Raw genomic sequence first — 26,079 nt, forward strand, 5'->3', positions numbered from 1 at the left:
CCCTTTTTAATCTTCGTCTTCGACTTTCTCAATGAAATTCTGGGTATAAAATCTTTTGTATACTCCTACGCCCAGATGCGTAAAATTTTGCTCCAACAAGGTTTTACGGTGTCCTTCTGAATTGAGCCAACCGTGCACAGCTTCCGGGGCATCAGTATATTGAGAGGCAATATTTTCTCCTGCTGCCTTAAACCGCACATCCTCCTGTTCAAGACGGTGCGAAAGATCGCCAAGGGTAGGGGAATCATGTGAGAAGTAATCTTCGTCATACATCTCTTTACTATGTCCTCTTGCTACCTGGGCCGTATCCTCATCCCACTGAAGCGTATCTTGATCAAATTGATGTCTGATCACGTTTGTGATTTCAAAGATCTGCTGTTCACTGGCAGCATTAACCTTATCCCATTCATCTTCGCTAGGTTCCATTTCCTCTGCCAGTTCACCACGATACATCATTTCATATGGATGCATCTCAATCAATGTCGGACTGTCCAGAAAGCGGATACTCGTCAGCCGGCCAGTAAATTTATCCAGATAAAGCTGGGCATAAATATTTCCGAGTGGGACGAGCAGGCGTGTGTTCAGGTCTTCTTCGTTCAATTCAAATTGATAAGAACCTGACTCGTCGTTCACCACGATTTCTGAATCGACGATTGTGAATCGATATATGTCTTCCAAGCGCTGGCCAAGCTTATAGGGGGCAACATCTACCTGGTTGCCGATTGCATAAAGGGTGACCACTTTATGATTGACAACGCCCATTTGTATGTATTGTTTATTTGAAATCGGATATACCCACCATTCATACCCATATGAACTGGGCTCTACTCTTTCAGGTTCACCGAATGCTTCTTTTACTTTTTTTGTATCCTTGCCTATCCACACAGATAAGCCTGAAGCTGGTCTTTCACCAGGTTTCTCAATCGTTTGATTCAGTTGATTATCTTTGTTTTCCTTTAGAGTTTGGGTTTCTGGTCCTTTTAATGGTTCGTTTTCCTGCTTTTGACCCTGATAAATTCCAATTATTAAAATAATGACAAGAATGATCAAAATACGCAAAACCGTTCTCAGAATTTTCCCTCCTCTCTACTTTCTCTATACGTTTTATGTTGCCGTTACTAGAAACAGTATACCATTAAAGTTTATGTTCGAAATGTCTATAATCAAGAATAGCATATTTCGCACCGTTCTAAAACTACGCACTCTTCAACCCTTCCTTGTTCAATGAAAAAGGGTGACCATGTCTGAAAACATGACCACCTCCCGAGGTTAAAATGGCTTATTCCTGAAGTTGGATTCTGAGATATTTTCCAATGCCACATATGCCTGTCTCCCTAATGATTCCCTAATGGCCAAATCACCTAAGGATATCATCCCCACCAAACGCTCACCTTCTACGATGGGTAGCCTCCTGATTTGATTTTCAGCCATAATGTGTGCTGCTTCCTCTGCTGATGTCTCCGGTCCTGCAACAATTAAATGTTTACTCATTATATCTTCCACCTTTGAAGAAGCCGGGTGTTTCTCTGCAATACATCGGAGGACGATATCCCTGTCAGTCATCACTCCCACGAGCTTCTCCCCATCCACGATAGGAATGGAACCAATATTGTGTTCTTTCATTTTAAGAGCAACCTCATACACATTATCGAGTAACGTACAGGTCTCAACTTCCTTGGTCATTATATCCTTGATTTTACTCATATATATCCTCCTCCTTCACCTGAGCATTTGCTCTTCTATTTTTCACTTTCCATGAAAAGATATTCACCTTTTAAAAAATCACCCTATTCAAATCATTCCAGACATTGCAAGATAAAGATTTTTCCACTATTATAAAGAATGAGAAATACTGCATTTAGTATCAATGTACATACACCGATATAAATGCTTCTACCATACTGCAAGCATGATATGATCATGCAAGCCAATATAGGAGGAAAAGATTATGCGTTTTGAAGCAACTGAATTTGAAAGCTTAAAAGTCGATTTAAACCGTTTAGATGAAATCATGGAGTCTCATGGTCTGGTACGTGCAGGGCAATGGGACTACGAGCGCGTGACTTATGATCGCAAATTCGAAATAAGAGAGGGTATTTTTTACTTACGTATCCAGGGACTGGCAGTGGAAGGCGATGTCGGGAAGCATGACGCTGTTATCCAATTAATGACCCCGCTGCTTGGCAAACATTATTACCCACATGGAGTGGAATATGGGGAAGGTGAAGAATTCCCTAAACACCTAGTCACTTCTTGTGAGAAGCTATTAGCGGATGTTAAAAAAGATGCTACGAACTTTGCATGGTAATTTGCTTTAGACTGTCTGTCTCACAGGCAGTCTTTTCTTTATGTCTTCTATTCATCCTTCTCTTCAAACACTCATCATACTTTAACAATAGATACAAAACCTTCAAAATTTCACTTTCTTCCCACTGTTCATTCTTCTCTGACTCTAATATAATGATAAGGAAGAGGTTCCTGTTAGAAAGGGGTACACAATTGTCCAAGTTTTTCACAAAAAAAGTTTTAATGATCTCTTTGATCATCTTACTGATAGCATTAATCGCTTTTTTTATACTTCCGGTTTCCGTAACCTTGATTACTGCGATCATCACCGCACTTTTTCTCGAACCTGCGGTGGGCTTTATTCAAAGACGCTTTTCAACTAAACGGAGGTTTGCCGTTCTTTCCGTTTTCATTCTGTTTTTGCTCCTCATCAGCGTATCCTCGTTTTTCGTCACCACTAAAGTGGTCGGAGAAGGAATCAAGCTTATTGAAGATGCACCCAAATATGTTAATCAATTAAGCGATATATGGCTCGATTATGAAGACCGAATGCTGAATGCAACAGAAGATCTTCCCGATGAATTGGTCAAGGGCTTCAGTGAAGACGTCCAAAGCTTCCTGGACAGTGGGAAAACGAAAATCCTAAATTCTTTCAATATCGAAAGAATCAGCCTTTTTTTGTCCTATATCCCGAATTACCTTGTAAGCTTTCTCGTCTATTTAATTGCTCTATTTCTATTCATGCTGGACTTACCAAGGATAAAGAGATCTATTTATGGTCATTTGACAGAACGAACTGCTGAAAAAGTTACCTTTATGACATCAAGACTTACATACGTCATTTTCGGTTTCTTTAAAGCGCAATTTCTGGTAAGCATCCTCATCTTTATCGTATCATTGATCGGACTTCTTTTCATTGCTCCTGATGTGGCAATCGTCATGTCGATCATTATTTGGATCATTGATTTCATTCCACTGATCGGATCAATCGTTGTGTTGGGTCCTTGGGCAATCTTCCATCTGTTGACGGGAAATATCGCTCTGGGAACTCAATTGGCCGTATTGGCCGCCATCCTCCTGATCATCAGGAGAACCGTCGAGCCAAAGGTGATGGGAAGCCACATTGGATTATCCCCCCTCGCTACTCTGATCGCCATGTATCTCGGCCTGAAACTCTTTGGGGTATTAGGATTCATCATTGGTCCATTATTACTCATTGTGTTTAACTCAGCAAAAGAAGCGGGAATTATTAAAACCAATTTCAAACTTTAAAAAGACAAATCCCATGAGACTGGGATTTGTCCTTTTAAGATTGTGTTTGCAAATCAGCTTTATCTGAATACCTAATCTTGGGAAAAGATAACTTAAAAAAACCTACTATGCGAAAACGCATAATAGGTTCTGGTTTTAATAACCGAGAATGGCTCTGATGACAGAAGTGGTCTCTCCGCCCTTGTAAAAAACGTAAAGAAGCATATAAACCGCAACACCCGTTATGGCTGTGAAGAACCAGATAAAGCTTGTGATCGGTCCAAGCTTCCGATGCCTTTTAAGCTTGTCTTTATACCCTGTCCACAGGCTCAAAATACCAAATACGGCGCCAACCGTTGCCAATGTAATATGAAAGACCAGGAAGACCGTATAATAAATCTTGATGTCGTCAGGACCACCGAATGAGGTATTCCCGACAAAAATCGTCCGGCTTAAATAAATAACGAAAAAGATAAGGGCAAAGATTCCCGCAAGTGTCATTGTTTTCTGATGTTGTTCAATCTTTCTCTGTTTAATCTGCCACCATCCTATCGCCACAGTGACAGCACTTAACACGATAAAGCTCGTGCTTATGGTAGGTAAAATTGGTAAATCCATCTCTTTTCCTCTCTTTTCTAAAAATTCTAACATGACGTTCATTTAGAACCCATAGTTGAATGCTATGTATATACAGGCATAACTCACCTGGCTACACCTGTATCATTTCATTGCTCCTGTAAGGGTGAATCTGCTACTGGTTCATAGGAATGTTTCTCCTGTTTCTCCTGCTGCTCCTGGTCCTTTTTGTACCACTGGAAGAATAAATTGAAAAGAACCACACCAAACACTATTTCCTGCACAATTTTCATCAACACTCCTCCAAGCTGTTGATCATTAAGTGTTGACATGGAGGTGAACAGTTCCGGTCCTGTCAGTGTCAGGCCTTCAAGTGTATCCACCGGTACACATAGAGACAACGCTTTAAGCCATTCATTTGGATCATAGTACGTGGCATACATCGGGTTTTCCGCGAAAATGATCAACCCGCATGCCGGTGTCAATAATACGGCACTTCCCAATATATAACCAATGCGTTTTAGCCCACTTAATTCAATATCTTCATCCACTGGATTGATCAATGGCCACCACATAAATACCGCTAAAAGGAATAATATGAAAGTGGTCAGTCCATGGAGAGTCACATCCGTTCGCACATTATCAAAGACTAATGGGATATGATAAATGGAAAAAACCAAATTGAATGACAGCAGGGAGATCAGAGGCTTTGTCATAAAGCTGAATACCGTTTTGACAACCGGCAGTTCAATCGTGGCTTTCCAAACCCATTTCGGAATACCTAAAATCAATAATGGCGTGAAGACCAGATATAAAAATGCCATTTGCGTCATGTGAGCAGAAAACAATATTCCACTAAGTACCTCAACAGGAGAGCCTTTAATCGCGTAGAGCAAAACCATGGATACGATAAAGAATGCTGCTTCTTTTCCCGTCAATTTTCTATTATCCTGAAAACTGTCCCTCCACTTGATCGTGATCAAAAAATAGAGGACAGTCAAAAACACCAACGTCATGAGAAAAAAAGGGCTCCATAACGCCATAAACCCAAAAATCGCTAAATGCATCATCTCACCTCATTTCACAATTAACACCTACCCCCATTATACTGACAACCCTCCCCCACTTCAATCTAAGGTAATGACAAGTTCATGAACAATTAGAAAAGTGGAGCCGAACTGGGCTGGCCCGACAAGCATAAGATGAATGGACCAAGAAGGTGTTCTTTGCCTTCTTGGTCCATTTAACTTATGACCTCGAGGGACAAGGAGGCGGAGCTGGACAATGAAAAGCGGAGCCGACTGTTCTGGCCCGACAAGCATAAGATGAATGGGCCGGGGAGGCGTTTTTTGCCTTCTTGGACCATTTAGCTTATGACCTCGAGGGACAAGGAGGCGGAGCTGGACAACGGAAAAAGCAGAGGTGCCTTGAACAAGCCCGACAAGCACCAAAAAAGCCAGCCAAAAGGCTGACTCATTCTTTAGATCCATACAATTGTTAAAAATGTTAACACTGTGATAAATGCAACAAGTGCACCAGAATACAGGAACAATGATGGTGCTTCGTGACCTTTATGACTCATGTGCATGAAGTAATAAAGTTGAAACACCAGTTGAACGACTGCAAGTAAGAGAATGAAAGGTACTACAAAGTACTTATCAAAATCTCCTGCCACTGCAATAAATGCCACCAATGTTAAGAAAATCATTAACATGAATGATGTTAACTGCATTCTCATATCTTCTGCATTCTTCTTACGACGGTATTCGTAATCTACACTTGGGTTACCTGAAGTTGATTGTTGATTCGCCATCAGTTTATCCCACCATTCCCATTAAGTATACTACTGTAAAGATAAATACCCATACAACGTCGATAAAATGCCAGTACAATGAAGCTAAATAGAACTTAGGAGCATTGTATAGATTTAAACCACGTTTGGCATTACGAAGCATCAAGCTGACAATCCAAAGAAGACCAAAAGCAACGTGTCCCCCATGGAAACCTACAAGAGTGTAAAAGGCTGAACCAAATGCACTACTAGTAAAAGTATGCCCGTATTCATGTACGTAATGATTGAACTCGTAAATCTCCAATCCCAGGAACCCGGCACCCAGTAGAACTGTAATCAATAACCAGGCCTGCATCCGTTGGAAATTATAGTTTTTCATATGATACATGGCATAAACACTTGTCAGTGAGCTTGTTAAAAGAAGCATCGTTGCTAAAAACGACAGCGGTAAATCAAATAAGTCCGTTGTAAGTGCATGACTGTCACTTGGAACTTTATTTTTAAGAGCCAAGTACGTAGCGAATAGAGATCCGAAAAGTACTGTTTCTCCACCAAGGAAAAACCAGAAGCCCATAAATTTATTTTTCCCCTCAAGGGTAGCCTTTTCAGGGGAGGCCGGCCAGGTCTTTGGCGTGAACTTTTCTTCAGCTTGCATTATGCCTTACCCCCTTTATCATCATCCATCAAATCTTCCTTGTGTACATGATAACCATGATCATCCAATACAGAACGAAGGAACATGGAACCCAATGTGATCATCATACCGATGATCAGCACCGGCAGTGCCCATGCTTTATCATCAACGTGATACATTGCACCGAATGCAGCAATGAACAATCCAAGTGATATAAAGAAAGGCAGGATGGAATTATTCGGCATATGAATATCACCGATAGGTTCAGCAGGCGTTAACCCTTTGTTGCCTTCCATTTTTTCTAACCAATAAGCGTCCAAACCACGGATAAGCGGAGTTTGCTTAAAATTGTAGAATGGCGGAGGTGACGGGATCGCCCATTCGATGGTACGTCCATCTCCCCAAGGGTCATTGGCTACCTTTACTCCTTTAACTTGAGTGACAATGATATTAATTACATAAACGATAACGGCTACGCCCATGAATCCGGCACCGATTGAACTTACTAAGTTTGCCGTTTCGAATCCTTGACCAGGCAAGAACGTCCAAACACGGCGGGGCATTCCCATAAGTCCTAGGAAATGCTGAATGAAGAATGTCAAGTGGAATCCGATAAAGAACAACCAGAAAGCAATCTTTCCTAAGAAGTCATTTAACATCGTTCCAAACATTTTCGGCCAATAATAGTGAGTACCTGCTAACAGGGCAAATACTACCCCACCTACGATTACATAATGGAAATGGGCTACAACGAAATAGGTATCATGGAACTGATAATCTGCCGCAGCAGAAGCCAGCATGATTCCCGTTACCCCACCCGCTACGAATGTAGGTATGAAAGCCACTGCATAAAGCATCGGAGTCGTGAATCTTAAACTTCCTCCCCACATAGTAAGGAGCCAGTTAAAGATCTTAATACCCGTCGGAACGGCGATTGCCATTGTAGCAACGGCGAAGATGGCATTGGCTATCGGACCCAAGCCTACTGTGAACATGTGGTGAGCCCATACCATGAAGCCTAAGAAACCAATCAATACGGTTGCAAATACCATGGATGAGTATCCAAATAAACGCTTTCTAGAGAAATGTGGAATGATCTCTGAGAAAATTCCGAATGCCGGTAATACAAGGATGTAAACCTCCGGGTGGCCAAAGATCCAGAAGAAGTGCTCCCAGATAATTGTATTCCCACCATTAGCTACATCGAAGAAATTCGCTCCGAACATACGATCAAATAACATTAGGAAAAGCCCTACCGTTAATGCCGGAAATGCGAAAAGAATAAGCGCAGATGTAACAAATACTGTCCAAGTGAAAAGCGGCATACGCATATATGTCATTCCTGGAGCACGCATATTAATAATGGTTACAAGGAAGTTAATACCACCTATCAGTGTACCTGCCCCGGCTATCTGTAACCCGAGTACATAGAAGTCAATTCCATGACCCGGTGATGCCAAGGATAGAGATGCGTATGAAGTCCACCCGGCATCTGGTGCTCCTCCCATAAACCATGAAAGATTCAGGAATACCCCTCCTAAGAAGAATAACCAGAACCCTAATGAGTTCACGAAAGGAAACGCAACGTCACGAGCACCGATCTGCAATGGTACGACTGCATTCATGAATGCAAATATAAGTGGCATGGCGGCCAAGAATATCATCGTTGTACCGTGCATGGTTAATAGTTCGTTGTATAAACCTGCACTAACAAAATCATTGTTAGGAACTGCAAGTTGTATACGAATGATAAGAGCTTCCAATCCACCGACAAGGAAGAAAAATCCTCCTGCCATTAGGTAAAGGATGGCGATCTTTTTATGGTCCACTGTTGTCATGTAGTCCCATACAGTCGCGCCGAAGCCTTTTTTCTGTGCATAGCTACTCACGATTAAACCTCCCTTTTACTAATCCCCAATTAATCTTGTACCTTTAAGCCCATTAAATACTCTGCAAGTGCATCGATTTCATCTTCCTGCAGGTTTCCATATGTACCTGTCATTTTATTTCCTGGTTTGTACTGCTCAGGGTCAGAAATCCAATTTTTCAACTCTTCTTCGTTATGATCCAATACTCCCGCGATTCTTGATCGTTCACCAAAGGTAGCCAGGTTTGGAGCTTTACGAGCTACTTCAGGTCGACCATCCTGCGGAGAAACTGCATGGCAAGCAAGACATTTTTGGTTGAAGATTTCTTGTCCTTGTTGTGCCAAATCAGAAGTAGGTTTAGGTTCTTCTGCATTTTTCATATCTTCAACCCATGCTGTGAATTCTTCTTTAGGAAGCGCTTTAACTTTAAAGTCCATTAAAGCATGTGAGGGACCGCAAAGCTCCGCACATTTACCATAGAATAATCCACCTGCCTCTTTGGACTTATCCCCGTCAAACTCAAGGAAGAATTTATTCACTCCATCAACGTTTGTATCGATCTTTCCTCCTGCAGCAGGAATCCAGAATGAGTGTTTTACATCTGAGGCTGTCACATTGAAATATACTTTCTGATCGGTTGGGACAACTAAGTCTTGAGATGTAATGATCTTTTCATCCGGATATTCGAATTCCCACCAATAGAGATTGGCACGTACATTTACGACCAATGCGTCACGATTTCCGTCTTTATCCTTTTTATCCATTGCCTTTGTATCTGCTAATTGGAATGTAGCTGTAACAGTAGGAACGGCTAGGATAAGAAGGAGAATGATCGGGATAACGGTCCACACGATTTCAAGTGTGTGACTTCCTTCTACTTGCTTAGGGATTTTTGTATCCCCTTTCTTTCTACGGAAACGAACAATCGCAACCATATAGACAGCGATGACTACAATGATGACCAATACCATAATTAATGTCGCAAGTATCATTAAATCATATTGTGTCTGTGCAACTTCACCGGCTGGCTGCAATGTGGAGAGAAATGGCTCTCCACAGCCAGAAAGAACCAGCGCTAACATTGCTACAATTGAGAATAAGCGCCACTTAGATAGCCTTGCTTTCATAGCTTAATCAAACCCCTCTTTCATGTAATGTACTTTGGAATAAAACAAGGACCCATAAAAATATCTATTTGGATTTCTTATCAGAAAGAATTCCCACTAATCTTAAAGTACCGTAACGATGACCATCGCTACGAACAAGATAGTCAAGTAGTTTAATGAATAAACGAACATAAGCTTTGACCACTTAATATCATCTTTCATCTTATAACCTGCCAATCCAAGTGCCAGCCAGCCAATATTAAAGGCCGTTGCAAGGACAAAGAAAAACATCCCGAGATCCATCAAGAAGAAAGGAAGTGGGAAAAGAGCTGCAACCCAGGCTACGATATGGTGCTTCGTTGTCGCAAATCCCTTCACTACTGGAAGCATTGGGATACTGGCTGCTCTGTATTCTTCCACTCTTTTCATCGCTAAAGCATAGAAATGCGGAGGCTGCCAGATGAACATCATCAGAAACAGTACCCAAGCAATCACATCGAGGTTTGCATCGACAGCAGCCCAACCGATCAATGGAGGAACCGCACCTGAGATACTTCCTACAATCGTGTTGCTCACATATTTTCTCTTTGACCACATTGTATATAATACAACATAACTAAATACCCCGATCAGCCCAATGACACCTGCAGTGATGGTCGTCATGAATAACATGATGAGACCGACTGCTATCATGATTAACCCAAGGGTCAATGCTTTTGGTCCATTGATCTTACCTGTTACGGTAGGTCTTTCCTTCGTTCGTTCCATCAAGTGATCGATATCCCGATCATACACATTATTGATGGAGCATGACCCTGCAATAATAAGGGAAGAACCTATCAACGTAAGGAACATGATGTCCAGGGAATTCAGAAAGTGTGTATTCGTGAAATAAAAAGCTAACCACATACCTGTAAAGGTAGTAATTAAGTTAGAATTAACGATCCCGATTTTAATGAGTGCCAAAAAATCTTTCCAAGCAGTTGAAGCTGTCACATCTGCTTTCTCAACGTCTGTCATGATTCGACTGTTAGACATTTTCTCTCTCCTCTCTATAAAAAGCAAAGAGGTTTGCTGCCACCTCTATACTATATAGGAAATGATTAACTATTTCTATATTCTTCTGTAAATTCATCCACAGATAAGAAATAGTATATATGCTATCAATATTATATTAAACCATATATTTTTTCCTTTTTGGGGGAGAATTAGACAATTATGTGAAGAAATTGTGAAGAAAGAAAGGCATACATGTTTCTTCAAATTTCTACAAACATTTTAATTCCATCATACCATAAAACAGGGCAAAGCGCTTACAGATTTTGTTTTTCCGTAAATTAGTCCTTCCCTACTATTACTCTTCTCCATTCAGCCTAGATAAATGCTCATAATTCTGTAACATTTTATCGGTTGAGTTTTTCAACCCTTTTATGTAATATCGTAGGGGCATATATATTTTTCTACTATATTTATTTATAGAAAGTGTGTAGAGTCTATTAATTAAGAAGGTGAATAGATTGCATAAAGGTGTTCACAAAGGATTAAAGTGGCTTGCCGTTTTAACTACATTGGGTATGTTATTTGTTCTTTTAGGTGGAGCCCTGGTAACAAAAACAGAATCAGGCATGGGCTGCGGGCGATCTTGGCCCCTTTGTAATGGACAGTTAATTCCAAGTGATATTACTTTTGAACTTGTTATAGAATTGGCACATCGCGTTGTATCCGGCGGTGTGGGATTATTAGTTCTCGCATTATCAATATGGTCATGGAAAGCGCTCGGATATAAGCGTGAAACAAAATTCCTTGCGGCACTATCATTCTTTTTCCTGGTATTGCAAGGATTGATCGGAGCTGCAGCTGTACTTTGGGGACAATCTGATTTCGTCCTTGCCCTGCACTTCGGTATTTCCCTCATTTCCTTTGCTTCCATATTACTATTGACACTTCTGGTATTTGAAATCGATCAGAAGTTCGATGCGAACTCATTGGTCATCGACAAACGGATGAGATTTCATACGGTCGGTGTGACGATTTATAGTTATCTTGTTGTTTATACGGGCGCTCTTGTACGACATACTGAATCGAGTTTGGTGTGTAAGGATTGGCCATTATGTGTCAACTCTTCTCCCGGTCTGCCGACAAATATGTATGAATGGATCCAGATGGGGCACAGGGCAGCAGCAGGTTTTATTTTCTTGTGGATTGCATACATTACCTATATTGCCATCAAGGAGCATAAGCATCAGAAAGTGATTTACTGGGGCTGGATCATTGCATTCATTCTCGTTTGTCTGCAAGTGATGAGTGGTGCGCTCGTAGTGTTCACAAGATTGAATCTGTCGATTGCGTTAATGCACGCCTTGATAATCTCTTGTCTGTTTGGATTATTATGTTACTTCAACCTGCTTGCTTCAAGAAGCAAGCGGAAAGAATAAAAAAAGATTCCGGGGATGATCCCCGGAATCTTTTTTATGCTTTATTTACTTCGATCAATAAATCCCCGGGACTGATGGCGTCACCATTTTGAACATAGATGTCTTTTACCACCCCTGCGAAAGGAGCCTGAACGGTCGTTTCCATCTTCATGGCTTCTGTGATCATGAGATGATCTCCCTTTTCGACGGTTTCCCCTTTTTCTGCAATGACCCTTATGACGGTCCCTGGCATGGAAGCCCCGATATGGTTTTCATTTTTCATATCGGCCTTCATCTTGGCAGCCACAGTAGACTTGATACTTTCATCCTTGATGACAACTTCACGGGCCTGGCCATTCAATTCAAAGTAAACGATCCGTGTACCATCCGCCTGTGCCTGACCTATGGAAACAAGCTTCACGATGAGCGTCTTGCCCGTTTCGATTTCCACTTCTATTTCTTCACCGAGTCTCATTCCGAATAGGAAGGTCGGAGTATCCAGAACTGAGATATCACCGAATTGGTCCATAGTGTTTGCATATTCCATGAACACTTTAGGATATAAAGCATAACCCAGGGCGTCAAAGCTGGTAACAGGACGCTCGAGATCCTCGAAGAGCTTCTCTTTAAGGGCAGCGAAATCCACATCATCCAACAACTCTCCTGGACGTACGGTCAAAGGATTTCGTCCTTTCAGGATCACCCTCTGTAAATCTTTCGGGAAACCGCCATGCGGTTGTCCCAGATACCCTTCGAATAATTCCACAACGGAATCCGGGAAATCAATCTTCTCACCCTTTTCGATTACATCCGCTTCGGATAGATCATTCTGAACCATGAATAAAGCCATGTCCCCCACGACTTTAGAGGAAGGAGTGACCTTGACGATATCGCCAAACATATGATTCACCCTTGCATACATTTCTTTAACCTCTTCCCAGCGGTTACCGAGTCCAACGGCTTTGGCCTGCTGTTGAAGATTGCTGTATTGTCCGCCAGGCATTTCATGCTTGTATACCTCTGAATGGGGGGACATCATGCCACTTTCAAAGTCAGTATAATACTTACGTATGTCTTCCCAGTAGTGAGACAGGGTTTCAAGTGAATCAATGTTAACATCCGGTTCTCTTTCGGTTCCTTTTAATGCATAATACAGCGTACTGGCACTTGGCTGAGAGGTTAAACCTGACATAGTACCGAGGGCGGTATCAACAATGTCTACACCCGCTTCTACTGCTCGTGCGTATGTGTAGATACCATTTCCACTCGTGTCATGAGTGTGCAGGTGAATTGGCAGGCTGATTGTATCTTTTAATTCCGAAATTAACCGGTAAGCTGACTGCGGCTTTAAGAGTCCCGCCATATCTTTAATGGCCAGGATATGGGCACCGCTCGCTTCTAATTCTTTTGCAAGATTTTTATAGTAGTCAATACTATATTTGGTACGGGTCGGATCATCGATATCACCGGTATAGCAAATGGCTGCCTCGGCAATCTTTCCGCTTTGCCTTACGGCGTCAATTGCCACTTCCATTCCTTTTACCCAGTTTAAGCTATCGAATATCCTGAATACATCAATACCTGCAAACGCTGATTTTTCAACAAATTCACGGATAACATTATCGGGATAGTTTTTATACCCTACTGCATTGGAGGCCCTGAGCAGCATTTGGAATAATACATTTGGAATACGCTCTCTTAGAGTCAATAATCGATTCCATGGATCTTCCTTCAGGAAACGATAGGCTACATCGAATGTCGCTCCGCCCCACATTTCATAAGAGAACATATCAGGCAGCAGTTGGGATGTAGGTTCGGCGATCTGTTTAAGGTCGTTTGTCCTCACACGCGTAGCCAGTAATGATTGATGTGCATCCCGGAACGTTGTATCCGTCAGTAATACATTGTTATGCTCTTTGACCCAATTCACAAGCCCCTCTGCACCATGCTGATCCAGAATTTGTTTTGTGCCGTGCTGTAATTCCTGCTTACCATTCAATGCCGGTATCCGCGGTTTCGGGAAGACAGGCTTTTTCTTCTTCTCTATTCCAGGGAATCCATTGACGGTTACATTTCCGATATAAGAAAGCATCTTCGTTCCCCTGTCCTTCCGTTTAGGGAAAATGAACAGTTCAGGGGTTGTGTCGATAAATGATGTATCATATTGACCTGTAATAAAATTTTCATGCTTTACAACATTTTCCAGAAAGGGAATGTTCGTCTTGATCCCACGTATTCTAAATTCCTGAAGATTTCTGACCATTTTGGATGCCGCCTGTTCGAATGTCAGTGCCCACGTAGAAAGCTTGACAAGAAGGGAATCGTAATACGGGGTAATGACCGCTCCCTGGAACCCGTTACCTGCATCGAGACGGACTCCGAACCCTCCCCCTGACCGGTAAGCCATGATTTTTCCTGTATCAGGCATAAAGTTATTTAGTGGATCCTCCGTTGTAACGCGTGACTGAATGGCAAATCCATTCGTTCTAATATCATCCTGAAGAGGAATGCCGAGTTTATCACTATGAAGGGCGTGTCCTTCCGCTATCATCAACTGTGATTGAACAATGTCTACTCCTGTTACCATTTCCGTAATGGTATGCTCCACCTGTACACGTGGATTAACTTCAATGAAGTAAAACTGATTATTCGCCACAAGGAACTCAACGGTACCGGCATTCACGTATTTCACATTGTCCATCAGGCGGACTGCCGCTTCGCAGATATCTTCTCTCAACTTTTCACTTAACGATACAGAAGGTGCTATTTCCACTACTTTCTGATGGCGTCTTTGAATGGAGCAATCACGCTCGTATAAGTGAACGATATTACCATCTTGATCACCAAGGATCTGAACTTCAATATGTTTAGGGTTTTCCACAAATTTCTCAACATAAATCTCATCATTTCCAAACGCCGCTTTGGCTTCTGATTTGGCTCGTTCATATGCTTCCTTCAAGCTATCCAGATTACGGACGATACGCATCCCGCGTCCGCCTCCGCCAAGTGATGCTTTAATGATGATCGGGAACCCGTGTTCCTTCCCAAATGCAATGACTTCCTCCAATGTCTCTACAGGACCATCCGTACCCGGTATAACAGGTATATTAGCCTCTTGAGCCTGATGTCGTGCCTTAACTTTGTCACCGAACATGTTTAAATGCTCCGAATCTGGACCTACGAAATTGATCCCTTCTTCTTCACAACGTCTGGCAAAATGTATATTTTCGGACAGGAAACCATATCCGGGATGGATGGCATCGACACCTGCATTTTTTGCAATTCGAATGATTCCTTCAATATCTAAATAAGCATCAATAGGCTTCTTCCCTTCGCCTACTAAATACGCTTCATCTGCTTTATAGCGATGATATGCACCAGAGTCTTCCTTGCTGTATATCGCCACGGTTCGAATATTAAGTTCAGTACATGCCCTGAACACACGGATGGCAATTTCTCCGCGATTTGCTACCAGTACTTTTTTAATTTTCTTCAATTCTCTCTCTCCTTTTAGCTATTCTTGATTGAATTTTCCAATAATGCAGTCTATTAAAAAGGGGCTGTCCCGAAAGATAGTAAAAAAGTATCTTAGGGGGCAGACCCTAGACTTAGAGAGTTAGAAACTCTATAAAAGTGACCTACATTTTTATACCATATATTTTTTTGCTATTATCCATATTCTCCGAAGGATAGTCATTTTCCTTCTTGATTTTATATTTTTCTTCATATTTTACAAACATCGACACATTCACAAGGACACCCATCGACAAAGATAGCACCAATAGGGAAGAACCCCCGTAACTTATGAACGGCAGTGGAACCCCCGTGATTGGAATCAAACCTGAGACCCCTCCCAGATTGATGAAAGCCTGTATACCTATCATACAGGAGATCCCTATGGCAAGCATCGTCCCAAAGGGATCCTGACACTTCACCCCGGTATAAATCCCGCGGAGCACAATATAGGAAAGCCCGAGGATGACAAAGCTTACCCCGAATACCCCCAGCTCTTCAGCAATGATAGCCATGATGAAATCTGTTTGGGGTTCGGGTAAATAACCCAGCTTTTGGACACTCTGTCCTAGACCAAGGCCTTTCACTCCTCCGGAACCAATGGCAAGATATGAATTCACCAGATGGTAGCCTTCACCTTGGGCATATTTAAACGGGGACAGATAGGCTTCAATCCTGCTAAGCCTTTCTTTAGTGAAAATGAAGCCCCTCGCAAGATAAATGACGGGAGACAACACAATCATAAAACCGATTCCGAGGCCCGCAAGCTTAAAAAATGTCTTATAGCTTATTCCAGAACAGGAAATGACGATCGCACCAATGGCGAATATAATTGCTGCCGTTCCGAAGTCAGGTTCTAAAAATACCAGGAAGCAAATGAAGCCTAGAAACAATAGCGGCGGTGCAAGTCCTTTATTAAAATCATCTATGTATGCCTGTTTCTTTGAGTATACGGAACCTAAATAAATAATAACGGCAAGCTTGGCGAATTCCGATGGCTGAATAGGCATGAAGCCTAAGTTGATCCAGCTCTTTGCATTGTTCACCTCATACCCGAATACATGGACCGCAAGTAACAATCCAATGATGACGACCATCAGACTCTTGATGATCTTACCGACTTGAAAGGCTTTGTACGGGAACCATGCTGCAATTGTAAAGGCAATGAAACCTATAATGATATTAACCATCTGTCGCTTATAAAAATGATCGCTATCCCAGCCAAAACGTTCAACGGCCATGACCATACTGGCACTATAGATCATGACAAGGCCAAATAAACATAGAAAAACATAGACAGCGATTAATGAGTAATCATAGGACTTTGCTATTTTTTTAATCATGACATTTCAATCCTTTTTTTCTTATATCATTTTCTTCTTTCTGTAACATTGACTGTAATTAACAAAAAAACTCAAACAACAGTTCTATGTATTGTTTGAGTTGTCATGACTATTTTACTTTTTTGTAAATGCTTCATGAAGGGCAGAAAGTTGTCTTTCCAAAGAATCAATCAGATCTTTTCCATCTTGATCATCCACTAGTCCCAACCGGACGGCAAATTCTATTTCACGGGATAATCCGAACATCTGGGTATCCAATACTTCCTCATAGAGAGGGCATTGGGGCATCGTTAAATTATCCATTTGAACTTTAATTAGTTGTAGTATCTTTTCTGCGTCGGCCTTTAATAGCTCATAGGCTTTTTCTCGATGATTAATTGTCATTTCTGACGCCACAGTGATCCCCCCATTCCGAACAAATAACCTTCCTGTCTTAAAATTTTATCGTTAAATCCGAGAAATTGCAAGAAAAATAAGTGTTCTGCCCGGGATTCAATGACAAAATTTCGAACGATTATTTTAATGGAATCAAGGGTCATTAAGCCATAAGGTTTTGATTCTTTGGTAGGCCTTGTTATTTCCCGCTGAGAAGTTAAAAAATACTCCATGAATATTCATCACTGAGCATCTGAAGCAGCTTTAATCCTGCACTGCTGTTACCGACATCATCCAAGGCAGGTCCAAAAATTCCGATCCCGCACTTACCAGGTACAGATCCCATGATGCCCCCTGATACTCCACTTTTGGCAGGGATCCCGACTTTTATGGCGAACTCACCTGATGTATTATACATGCCGCATGTTACCATAAAGGTTTTACACACTCTTGCCACATCCCTGGTAATCACTTCACGGCCGCTTTCCGGGTCAATTCCATCATTGGCGAATACCGCACCCATCTTTGCGAGATCAACACAACTCATTTCGACGGCACATTGCTTTGTGTAGAGCACGAGCAGATCTTCAACATTCCCTGTAATCACACCATGCTGCTTCATGAAATAACAGAGCGATCTGTTGAGGTTGGCCGTTTGCAACTCTGAGTAGGCCACGTCTTCATTATATGAGACCGTTTCTCCCGTCATATGGTTGATGAATTCAATGAGTCGCTGCCACTTTTCCGTTCCGGTGTTACCTTTAATCATGTTTGTCACTGCCAGTGCACCTGCATTGATCATTGGATTAAGTGGTTTTGATGGCTTATGGGTTTCCAGTTTTGCTATGGAATTGAAGGGATCACCTGTGGGCTCCATCCCAACTCTGGAAAATACATAATCTTCCCCATAATCCATTAAGACTAGTGCCAGGGTAATGACCTTCGAAATGCTTTGAAGTGTAAATTTCTTTAAATGATCCCCTGCGTAACAGGAGTGATTATCCAAGGTATAAATGCTGATTGCCAGGTCATTGGGGTTTTGATCCTTCAATGCCGGTATGTACTCCGCCACCTTCCCTTCAGCTGCAGAGGGTCTTGCTTTTTCGACTAATTCTTCCAACCATTCCTGAGTTTTTATCATTTATCCAACAGCTCCTTTTGTCCTACTTATAGTTTCCCTATTTTCGTTCATTGAAAACGCTGAAAATGCTTTCACCTGAATGTGACAAACCTTGTTTGAACATATATACTATTATTATCAGCGAGAGGAGGAATCTGAAGTGGAAAGCATCATACCGATAAAAGGGAAAGTGAAATTTCCGATTACATTGGATTCGGGAGTTTGGATATTTGATGATCGAAAAGTGGATTTAACTACATATTTTGATAATACAACAGAAAAAGTTGATGAATTAGAAGAATATACAAAAGCAGTTTCCAAGCATTGGTCAAGGGAGATTCAAGAAGGGGCAACCTATCCCCCTACTTTGAAGACCGAGAAGAAATACGAGAAGGAGAAAATCCTTAGCGGGACGTTCGCCATTCCGTTTTCTCCATTCCTTAAAAACGCAGAGCCTCATCCTGGGGCAGTGACTATCGTGATTGAAACAATAAACGGGGATCATGCTCTGGACATAATTCAGGCAGATCAGCTATTGATCGGATTCTCAAAAGACGGTAAGCCACTAAGGGAAAACGGTCCTGTCCATATTTTTTATATGGATGGTTCGAATAGAGAGCATCCCATAACGGATGTCAGGGCATTTAGAGTGGAATAACAGATATGAAAAAACCGGTTCAGGAACATCTGAACCGGTTTTTTCATATCTTATAATTGTGTTTTCGATACGTAATTTTTTATAATATATCCGCAGCAAGCTGAGCCAAGCCTGATCTTTCACCCTTCATCAACTTCACATGTCCAGCTAATTTTTGATCCTTGAACCTTTCTACAACATACGTTAAGCCATTGTTATATTCATCCAGGTAAGGATGATCGATTTGAGCCGGATCCCCCATTAAGACAATTTTACTTCGCTCCCCTACGCGGGTCAGAATCGTTTTCACCTCATGTTTTGTCAGGTTCTGGGCTTCGTCTATGATGATATATTGATCCGGTATGCTTCTGCCTCGAATATATGTCAATGCTTCCACCTCGATCGATCCCATACCAGCAAGAATATCATCAAGTTCGCCTGGTTTCTTTGTATTGAACAAGTATTCGAGGTTGTCATAAATCGGCTGCATCCAAGGTCGTAATTTTTCTTGTTTTTCCCCCGGAAGATAACCGATATCTTTCCCTACAGGGACGATTGGTCGTGCAACGAGTAATTTATTGAATTTATTGAAATCCTCTGTCTGCAAAAGGCCCGCTGCAAGAGCCAGAAGCGTCTTTCCTGTACCTGCCTTCCCTATCATTGTCACCAGTGAAATATCATCTCTCAATAATAACTCTGTTGCCATTGTCTGTTGGACATTCCGAGCTTTAATTCCCCACATATGTTCTTGATCATAAACCAGTTTTTTCACTTTTAGCCCACTTGAATCTACCATTCCGAGAGCTGAAGCCGAACTTCCGAGGGCATCTTTCATGATGAGGAACTGGTGGGAATAAAATCGCTGTTTCGTTATATCAGTAAGCGTCAATTCCCCTTTATCATAAAATTTATCAAGGAATTCTCTTTCTGTGTATAGTTCAACGAACCCCGTGTATATATCATTCACTTCGACAACTCTGTCACTAAGGAAATCCTCCGCTTGTAACCCCAGAGCATCTGCCTTTACCCGGACAAGGGTATCTTTACTGACAAGGATGACCGATTTCCCATCCTTCTTTGCCTCTTCCTCAAGTGAAAGGTTTTTAGCTACTGCAATAATCCGATTATCGTTTGTTTTCTCTACAAATATATCCTGAAGCTGCTGAAAGGAGCGGTGATTCAGTTCAATTCTTAATGACCCTCCTGTATAGAGAGGGATTTTTTCATGGAGCTTTCCTTCTTGCCGTAAATTATCTATCAGCTTCGATACATGTCTTGCGTTTCTTCCGATTTCATCCATATAACGCTTTTTGGAGTCCACTTCTTCTAAAACGACTGCAGGTATAACCACCTCATTATCCTGGAAAGAAAAGATGGCTTGTGGATCTTGTAATAAGACATTGGTATCTAATACATAAATTTTATTCAAATCGATGCCTCCTGCTCCTGATTTCTAATTACTATTGTATGTAGCCAATGATGTTCCGGTTATTCCCAGCTACTCAAATAGGACGGCCCGTTTCTTAAAATATATGAATAAACGTATAAAGATAGAAGAAAATTACACAATAAGAAAAGATATTGATTCTAAATCGGGAGGTATTCACATGTCTAAGCTCATCTCTCTTCTAATGGTAACCATCATCCTCGGAGCTTGTGCCAATAAAAATGAGGTCGGGTATAAAAATGATACGAACAGCAAAAACAATAAACCGATTACAGTTCAAGACAGCAATATTCAACAGGTGAAACGAAAGTCAGGACAACAAATCTCCAAGCACCTTGTGGAACTGACGACCAGCGTACCGGATGTGAAGGATGCAACGGCTGTCGTGATCGGCAAGTATGCATTTGTAGGGATTGACATCGATTCCGATGTTGAGCGTTCACAAGTCGGTTCAATTAAATACTCTGTCGCAGAAGCACTCCAAAATGATCCGTACGGTGCAGAAGCCATGGTCATTGCCGATCCTGACCTTTATGCCCGCCTGAAAGAAATCAGTAAAGATATTCAAAGAGGCGAGCCTGTTCAGGGGATCATGAATGAATTGTCCGATATATCCGGAAGATTGATGCCTGAAATCCCTAAATCGTTAAAGCAAACAGATCCTGAAAATGCCCCGAATGAACCTAAGAAAAAAATGAATAACGCGAAAGAAAAACAGCTTAGAAAAGAGCAAGAAGATCAAACATACAACAAAATCGATTAAACAAGCTTATAAAATTAGAAAAAGCCATGAAAAAGCTTAAGTATCTAAGCTTTTTTCATGGCTTCTATTACTTGACGATCCAACCGGTCAGCGGCCGTTTTATCATACGTCTTCTCATAGGCGGGCTCTGTGGAGATTTTCGAACCATAAAACATGACATCCCTCACTTCACGAATGACAAGTTGAACAAGAGTCAGCTTTAAAGGCACTCCAGAAAGACTTTCCAGTGAAACTCCTGCTTTACCGGCAATCGAATACGTTGATTCATTTGCGATTAAATTGACAACCACAAGTGGATTATCCTTTATATTCTTTACAATTCTCGAACGTTGGTCAACAGCAAATAACAATGTCTGTTCATCTTTGGCAAGAATCCACGATATCGCACTGACATTGGGTCCATTCGTTTCATAGTCGACCGTTGATATCGTCACAAACCGCTCTGATTGCAGCTCATCAAATAATGCAGGAATTAAGCTGGGTTCGACCTGGTTAGCCATAAAATCCCCCCTCTGGCGTATTCTAAACGCTTTCATTTCTAACACTATTCATCTTGATTATACTATATCAAATATATATGTTAAAAGCATACCGGAAAGTTTAATAAAGCGTTTGACTATACTACATGATATACTAATGAGACTAGACTTATGATAAGAATAGATAGAGGTGTACGCGATGAGAGTAAAATGCGCTTTATGTGAAGTAATTGAAAATATTGATGATTATTCCTTACAGGCCAAAAAGCTGCGAAACAGACCTATTCACACATATATGTGTGATAAATGCCACGAACGGATCAAAGAGAAGACGGAAGATCGTGTCTCAACTGGAAATTTCAAATTTTATCGTTCTCCCAAAATTGAAGATGACTTCTAAACAAATCTTTAAGGGATTTGTCATCGGCCTTATATCCGGTACCCTATTAGGGCTGTTCCTCAGAGGGATGCAAACATTGACCGGGATTAAGGTATACGTACTATTGCTAAATGTCGATTTCATCCCGATGTTTACTTCAAAAAGTCTGCCTGAATGGCTGGAATTTTCATTTCATTTGGCCATATCCTGTGTAATCGGTACGATCTTTGTTTACATACTGGAAAAACAGAATGTCACAAAAAAGGGGTCATGGATTCTTTCCCTTATTTTATCCTTCCCTACTTTATTCCTTTATTTTCCCTTATCGTATCTTGCCGTAAAGGATGTACCTGGTTTATTCGATAGCACAGCCATACTAATTTGGGCTGTTGGCCATATTCTATATGCCCTGAGTCTACCTGCCCTGTATATACCGTTGGTCAAAGCGAAATAAAAATAGAAAAAATCTGCAGCCCCTTCTTATCGGGACTGCAGATTTTTTTTAGCTTAAAACGTGCCTTTTTTCTTTTCATTCGTCAAGCGGATCTTATATATTATTAAAATCAGGGCCGCTACCACTAATCCCTCAGCTACAGGCAAAAAGATGCCAAGAAACGTAAGGACAGTACATCCCAGAATAAGAAAAGTATAAATCAAAATGGATTTCATTACTGGCAGTTTCTTTGCAAAACCGAGCTTATAAACTAAGATTGAGAGCCCCACTATGGTTATATAAAGCAACCACATACCCATTTCCGCGTTTTGATCAACACGGTAAAGGGATGCGAAAAAGGACAAACGCTCCGTTACATCCATTTCCTACTCCCCCTTCACTTAGTTTATTGAGTAACCTTATTTTTCTTTTCTGCTCTTTCACGCTCATTTTTATCAAGGATCTTCTTACGAAGGCGGATTGATTCAGGTGTTACTTCACAATACTCGTCATCGTTTAGATACTCAAGGGATTCCTCTAATGTCATGATTCTTGCTTTTTTGATCGTCACGGTTTGATCCTTATTAGCAGAACGTACGTTAGTCGCCTGTTTCAGCTTTGTGATATTAACGGTAATATCATTCTCCCTCGTATGTTCCCCGACGATCATTCCCCCGTAGATCTCTGTTCCTGATTCAACAAAGATGATACCGCGGTCTTCGACTTGCATGATTCCATATTGAGAAGCTTTTCCTGTTTCCATTGATACAAGAACACCTTGACGACGTCCGCCAACGCGGCCTTTTTGCAGGGGTTGATAACTGTCGAATGTGTGGTTGATGATACCATATCCACGGGTCAGGGTCATGAACTCGGTTGAATAACCGATTAATCCACGTGCAGGTACCATGAACATTAAACGGACTTGCCCGTTCCCATTATTCACCATATCCAACATTTCACCTTTACGTTGACCAAGGGATTCAATTACCCCACCCATATATTCTTCAGGAATATCGATTTGAACACGCTCTACCGGCTCACTTTTCACGCCATCGATTTCTCTGATGATGACCTGAGGTTTAGATACTTGTAATTCATATCCTTCACGACGCATATTTTCAATCAGGATGGAAAGGTGAAGCTCTCCACGACCGGAAACTGTCCATGCATCAGGTGAATCGGTTGATTCAACACGTAAGCTTACATCTGTTTGCAGCTGAGCCAATAAACGCTCTTCAATCTTTCTTGATGTCACGAATTTACCTTCTCTGCCTGCAAAAGGACTGTTGTTTACAAGGAATGTCATTTGAAGTGTAGGCTCATCAATACGTAGAACGGGAAGTTGATCCTGATGTTCTACCGGACAAACCGTTTCACCTACATTGATATCTTCCATACCGGAAACTGCGATTAGATCCCCGGCTTTTGCTTCTTGAATCTCTTCTCGTTTCAATCCGAAGAAACCGAATATTTTCGTTACACGGAATTGTTTAACAGAGCCATCAAGCTTCATTAACGCTACTTGCTGACCAACCTTCATTGTTCCTCTGAACACACGGCCGATTCCGATACGCCCAACATAATCATTGTAATCCAATAGTGCAACCTGGAATTGAAGTGGGTCTTCAGAGTTGTCAACTGGTGCCGGGATGTGTTCAATGATGGAATCATATAAACACTGCATGTTTTCATCTTGTTTCTCAGGATCCGGATCTGTACTTGCCGTACCATTGATAGCTGAAGCATATACAACCGGGAATTCAAGCTGCTCATCATTCGCATCCAGTTCGATGAATAATTCCAATACTTCATCAATGACTTCTTCAGGACGTGCTGAAGGTTTGTCAATTTTGTTTACCACCACGATCGGTGTAAGATTTTGCTCAAGTGCTTTCTTAAGAACGAAACGAGTCTGAGGCATACAGCCTTCATAAGCATCCACTACGAGTAAAACACCATCTACCATTTTCATGATACGTTCTACTTCTCCACCGAAATCAGCATGCCCTGGAGTATCAAGGATATTGATTCGGGAATCTTTATATTGAATCGCCGTATTTTTCGCAAGGATTGTAATACCGCGTTCTCTTTCTAAATCATTTGAATCCATCGCACGTTCTGAAACTGTTTCATTTTCGCGGAAGATTCCGGATTGCTTTAAAAGCTCGTCTACTAATGTCGTTTTCCCGTGGTCAACGTGAGCAATAATAGCAATATTTCTAAGGTCATTTCTTAATTTCATATTTCCACTCCTGAATATTGGATTTCTTTATAATGTTAAAGATAGTATTTTTCAGTTCAACTAGACCATTATATCACAGCATTGACAAAAGCCCTAATAAATATTTCACACTACCTATTCCATCTTACTAAAAGTTTCCATAAACATATCATTCGTTCTTCCTCTTTGTCACCGTTAGCCATTGCGCAATCTTAAATTGATAGGTAAAATTCAATAAGAACAGCATATAAAATCCTGGAGTAGACAATCTCTTTAATAGTGGATCGGTCTTATCAATTTTTTGGGGGTACTTTAGATGGCAAATATAAAATGGATCTTTGTTCTTTTTTCAATTTTAGCTGCAGTTTCTCTGATGGGGATTGCGATTTCGATCAGTTTACAAAGTATTATGCTTGCAGTGGCAAGTTTCATTTGTTTAATCATTGTAATGGGATTCGGCTTTAAGACAAAGAAGAAATACAGAGAAGAAGGAAGACTGTAATCGTCAAAAAAATGGAGGGGGAGCTATCAGTGCTCCCCCTCCATTTTTTCAATCGTTTTTATGCAGATATTCGGTCAGGATTGTTTTATGCAGACCAGGCTTGCCGACGAAAACCGAGCTTTTGGTCAGAGGATTTAATGGATTTCCCTCAAGGTCTGTCACGACACCGCCCAGCTCTTCAATCATGATCTTACCGGCTGCGAAGTCCCATGGGGCAAGGCGCATCGTTAAATATGCATCAAGCCTGCCCGAAGCCACATAAGCGAGCTCCATTGCAGCAGATCCATATGACCTTGTCCCTCTGACATTTTGTACCAGGGGAGCAAGAACAGACGGTTCGATACGCTTGTTCTTTGTCACCCACAGTGCATTTAAAGCGACGATCGCGTCTTCTACCGGGACACTTTCAAGCTTAGGGAGCTCTACGTCGTTCATAAAGACTCCTTTTCCTTTATTCACAAAATATAACTCATCATGAACCACATCATATATGTAACCTAACTTCCCTTCATCCCCATTGTATATCCCTATGGAGATGGCAAAGTTTCGTTGTTGATGAACAAAATTCATCGTACCGTCGATCGGGTCGATGATCCAGGTGATCCCGGATAACTCTTTAAAGTCATCACCATATCCTTCTTCGCCCAGGATTTGGTGATCGGGATATGTATTTCGAATGTTTTCCGTAAAGTAGCGCTCTGTGGCTTCATCCATATCCGTGACCAGATCATTTCGATTCGATTTGGTTTTTATGTTCAACTCTGATTTGAATGACTGACGAATCCTCTCGCCGGCTTCATGGATCCACGTTCTAACATTTTGATCTAATTCAGTCCAATTTGTCATGTGTTATTAGCCTCCAATGTGCATAACGAAATGAATATAGCATTTACTAATATGGTCTATTCAGATAATCTTAACCCTTAGTCTCCATTCA

The 26,079-nt window shown here is 41.4% G+C and carries 26 protein-coding genes; 8 read left to right on the forward strand and 18 right to left on the reverse strand.

Annotated elements, in window-relative coordinates; genetic code table 11:
* Positions 1 to 6: 6 nt before the first annotated feature.
* A complete protein-coding gene (locus tag JI667_RS05430) occupies positions 7 to 1,059 on the reverse strand; it encodes a CAP domain-containing protein (RefSeq protein ID WP_244668203.1) in 1,053 nt (350 codons plus the stop codon).
* A 210-nt stretch (positions 1,060 to 1,269) separates the two neighbouring features.
* Positions 1,270 to 1,704, reverse strand: a complete 435-nt coding sequence (locus JI667_RS05435; protein ID WP_206851048.1) for a CBS domain-containing protein — start codon at positions 1,702 to 1,704, stop codon at positions 1,270 to 1,272.
* 244 nt (positions 1,705 to 1,948) lie between these two features.
* Here JI667_RS05435 and JI667_RS05440 point away from each other — a divergent pair, with 244 nt between their 5' ends.
* Both JI667_RS05440 and ytvI read left to right on the forward strand, forming a co-directional pair.
* Positions 1,949 to 2,308, forward strand: coding sequence for a YugN family protein (locus JI667_RS05440; RefSeq protein WP_034755941.1), 360 nt, complete (start codon positions 1,949 to 1,951; stop codon positions 2,306 to 2,308).
* Between the two features lie 191 nt (positions 2,309 to 2,499).
* On the forward strand, positions 2,500 to 3,558 hold the full coding sequence (gene ytvI / locus JI667_RS05445) for a sporulation integral membrane protein YtvI (RefSeq protein ID WP_206851049.1): 1,059 nt from the start codon (positions 2,500 to 2,502) through the stop codon (positions 3,556 to 3,558).
* 135 nt (positions 3,559 to 3,693) lie between these two features.
* Here ytvI and JI667_RS05450 read toward each other — a convergent pair whose 3' ends face one another.
* The 7 genes from JI667_RS05450 to cyoE all read right to left on the reverse strand — a co-directional run bounded on the left by JI667_RS05450 (position 3,694) and on the right by cyoE (position 10,551).
* Positions 3,694 to 4,155, reverse strand: coding sequence for a DUF420 domain-containing protein (locus tag JI667_RS05450; protein ID WP_206851050.1), 462 nt, complete (start codon positions 4,153 to 4,155; stop codon positions 3,694 to 3,696).
* 107 nt (positions 4,156 to 4,262) lie between these two features.
* A complete protein-coding gene (gene ctaG, locus JI667_RS05455) occupies positions 4,263 to 5,183 on the reverse strand; it encodes a cytochrome c oxidase assembly factor CtaG (protein ID WP_306465436.1) in 921 nt (306 codons plus the stop codon).
* A 410-nt stretch (positions 5,184 to 5,593) separates the two neighbouring features.
* Positions 5,594 to 5,926, reverse strand: a complete 333-nt coding sequence (gene ctaF / locus JI667_RS05460) for a cytochrome c oxidase subunit IVB (protein WP_159361829.1) — start codon at positions 5,924 to 5,926, stop codon at positions 5,594 to 5,596.
* 4 nt (positions 5,927 to 5,930) lie between these two features.
* On the reverse strand, positions 5,931 to 6,560 hold the full coding sequence (locus JI667_RS05465) for a cytochrome (ubi)quinol oxidase subunit III (protein ID WP_206851051.1): 630 nt from the start codon (positions 6,558 to 6,560) through the stop codon (positions 5,931 to 5,933).
* The gene (ctaD, locus tag JI667_RS05470) at positions 6,560 to 8,377 is read right to left on the reverse strand and encodes a cytochrome c oxidase subunit I (protein ID WP_211201222.1); all 1,818 of its coding nucleotides are present in this window, start codon (positions 8,375 to 8,377) and stop codon (positions 6,560 to 6,562) included. The genes JI667_RS05465 and ctaD overlap by 1 nt, the downstream gene beginning before the upstream one ends.
* An 80-nt stretch (positions 8,378 to 8,457) precedes the next feature.
* Entirely contained in the window at positions 8,458 to 9,534 is a 1,077-nt protein-coding gene (coxB, locus tag JI667_RS05475; protein WP_206851052.1) for a cytochrome c oxidase subunit II, read from the reverse strand.
* A 102-nt stretch (positions 9,535 to 9,636) separates the two neighbouring features.
* Positions 9,637 to 10,551, reverse strand: coding sequence for a heme o synthase (cyoE, locus tag JI667_RS05480; protein WP_206851053.1), 915 nt, complete (start codon positions 10,549 to 10,551; stop codon positions 9,637 to 9,639).
* Positions 10,552 to 11,030: 479 nt separating this feature from the next.
* Between cyoE and JI667_RS05485 the strand changes: the two genes are divergently transcribed.
* Complete coding sequence (locus tag JI667_RS05485) at positions 11,031 to 11,948, forward strand: COX15/CtaA family protein (protein ID WP_280515461.1); 918 nt, start codon at positions 11,031 to 11,033, stop codon at positions 11,946 to 11,948.
* 34 nt (positions 11,949 to 11,982) lie between these two features.
* Here the strand turns inward: JI667_RS05485 and pyc are convergent, their stop codons facing one another.
* The 4 genes from pyc to glsA all read right to left on the reverse strand — a co-directional run bounded on the left by pyc (position 11,983) and on the right by glsA (position 18,299).
* Positions 11,983 to 15,423, reverse strand: a complete 3,441-nt coding sequence (gene pyc, locus JI667_RS05490; RefSeq protein WP_206851054.1) for a pyruvate carboxylase — start codon at positions 15,421 to 15,423, stop codon at positions 11,983 to 11,985.
* Positions 15,424 to 15,565: 142 nt separating this feature from the next.
* Positions 15,566 to 16,783, reverse strand: coding sequence for an FtsW/RodA/SpoVE family cell cycle protein (locus tag JI667_RS05495; RefSeq protein ID WP_206851055.1), 1,218 nt, complete (start codon positions 16,781 to 16,783; stop codon positions 15,566 to 15,568).
* A 114-nt stretch (positions 16,784 to 16,897) separates the two neighbouring features.
* Positions 16,898 to 17,179, reverse strand: a complete 282-nt coding sequence (locus JI667_RS05500) for a YlaN family protein (RefSeq protein WP_206851056.1) — start codon at positions 17,177 to 17,179, stop codon at positions 16,898 to 16,900.
* 196 nt (positions 17,180 to 17,375) lie between these two features.
* Positions 17,376 to 18,299: a glutaminase A gene (glsA, locus tag JI667_RS05505; protein ID WP_206851057.1), complete on the reverse strand. Its 924-nt coding sequence runs from the start codon at positions 18,297 to 18,299 to the stop codon at positions 17,376 to 17,378.
* 139 nt (positions 18,300 to 18,438) lie between these two features.
* Here glsA and JI667_RS05510 point away from each other — a divergent pair, with 139 nt between their 5' ends.
* Entirely contained in the window at positions 18,439 to 18,936 is a 498-nt protein-coding gene (locus tag JI667_RS05510) for a peptidyl-prolyl cis-trans isomerase (RefSeq protein WP_206851058.1), read from the forward strand.
* Between the two features lie 79 nt (positions 18,937 to 19,015).
* On the opposite strand, the gene JI667_RS05515 is transcribed toward JI667_RS05510, so the two are convergent.
* Positions 19,016 to 20,344 carry a PhoH family protein gene (locus JI667_RS05515; protein ID WP_206851059.1) on the reverse strand — a complete coding sequence of 443 codons (1,329 nt, stop codon included), beginning with the start codon at positions 20,342 to 20,344 and terminating at the stop codon, positions 19,016 to 19,018.
* Positions 20,345 to 20,522: 178 nt separating this feature from the next.
* Here JI667_RS05515 and JI667_RS05520 point away from each other — a divergent pair, with 178 nt between their 5' ends.
* A complete protein-coding gene (locus tag JI667_RS05520) occupies positions 20,523 to 21,125 on the forward strand; it encodes a YhcN/YlaJ family sporulation lipoprotein (protein ID WP_206851060.1) in 603 nt (200 codons plus the stop codon).
* Positions 21,126 to 21,169: 44 nt separating this feature from the next.
* Here the strand turns inward: JI667_RS05520 and JI667_RS05525 are convergent, their stop codons facing one another.
* Positions 21,170 to 21,625, reverse strand: coding sequence for a pyridoxamine 5'-phosphate oxidase family protein (locus tag JI667_RS05525; RefSeq protein WP_206851061.1), 456 nt, complete (start codon positions 21,623 to 21,625; stop codon positions 21,170 to 21,172).
* A 178-nt stretch (positions 21,626 to 21,803) separates the two neighbouring features.
* Between JI667_RS05525 and JI667_RS05530 the strand changes: the two genes are divergently transcribed.
* A complete protein-coding gene (locus tag JI667_RS05530; RefSeq protein WP_206851062.1) occupies positions 21,804 to 22,004 on the forward strand; it encodes a YlaI family protein in 201 nt (66 codons plus the stop codon).
* Positions 21,946 to 22,437: a hypothetical protein gene (locus JI667_RS05535; protein ID WP_368077882.1), complete on the forward strand. Its 492-nt coding sequence runs from the start codon at positions 21,946 to 21,948 to the stop codon at positions 22,435 to 22,437. Before JI667_RS05530 ends, JI667_RS05535 begins: the two co-directional genes overlap by 59 nt.
* A gap of 53 nt (positions 22,438 to 22,490) precedes the next feature.
* On the opposite strand, the gene JI667_RS05540 is transcribed toward JI667_RS05535, so the two are convergent.
* Both JI667_RS05540 and typA read right to left on the reverse strand, forming a co-directional pair.
* Complete coding sequence (locus JI667_RS05540; RefSeq protein ID WP_206851063.1) at positions 22,491 to 22,799, reverse strand: YlaH-like family protein; 309 nt, start codon at positions 22,797 to 22,799, stop codon at positions 22,491 to 22,493.
* Between the two features lie 23 nt (positions 22,800 to 22,822).
* Positions 22,823 to 24,661: a translational GTPase TypA gene (gene typA, locus JI667_RS05545; protein ID WP_206851064.1), complete on the reverse strand. Its 1,839-nt coding sequence runs from the start codon at positions 24,659 to 24,661 to the stop codon at positions 22,823 to 22,825.
* A 295-nt stretch (positions 24,662 to 24,956) separates the two neighbouring features.
* Between typA and JI667_RS05550 the strand changes: the two genes are divergently transcribed.
* Complete coding sequence (locus JI667_RS05550; protein WP_206851065.1) at positions 24,957 to 25,142, forward strand: YlaF family protein; 186 nt, start codon at positions 24,957 to 24,959, stop codon at positions 25,140 to 25,142.
* Positions 25,143 to 25,190: 48 nt separating this feature from the next.
* On the opposite strand, the gene JI667_RS05555 is transcribed toward JI667_RS05550, so the two are convergent.
* Complete coding sequence (locus JI667_RS05555; protein WP_206851066.1) at positions 25,191 to 25,988, reverse strand: inositol monophosphatase family protein; 798 nt, start codon at positions 25,986 to 25,988, stop codon at positions 25,191 to 25,193.
* Between the last annotated feature and the right edge of the window lie 91 nt (positions 25,989 to 26,079).

Source organism: Bacillus sp. NTK074B (assembly GCF_017303375.1).
Taxonomy (GTDB): Bacteria; Bacillota; Bacilli; order Bacillales; family Bacillaceae_B; genus Rossellomorea.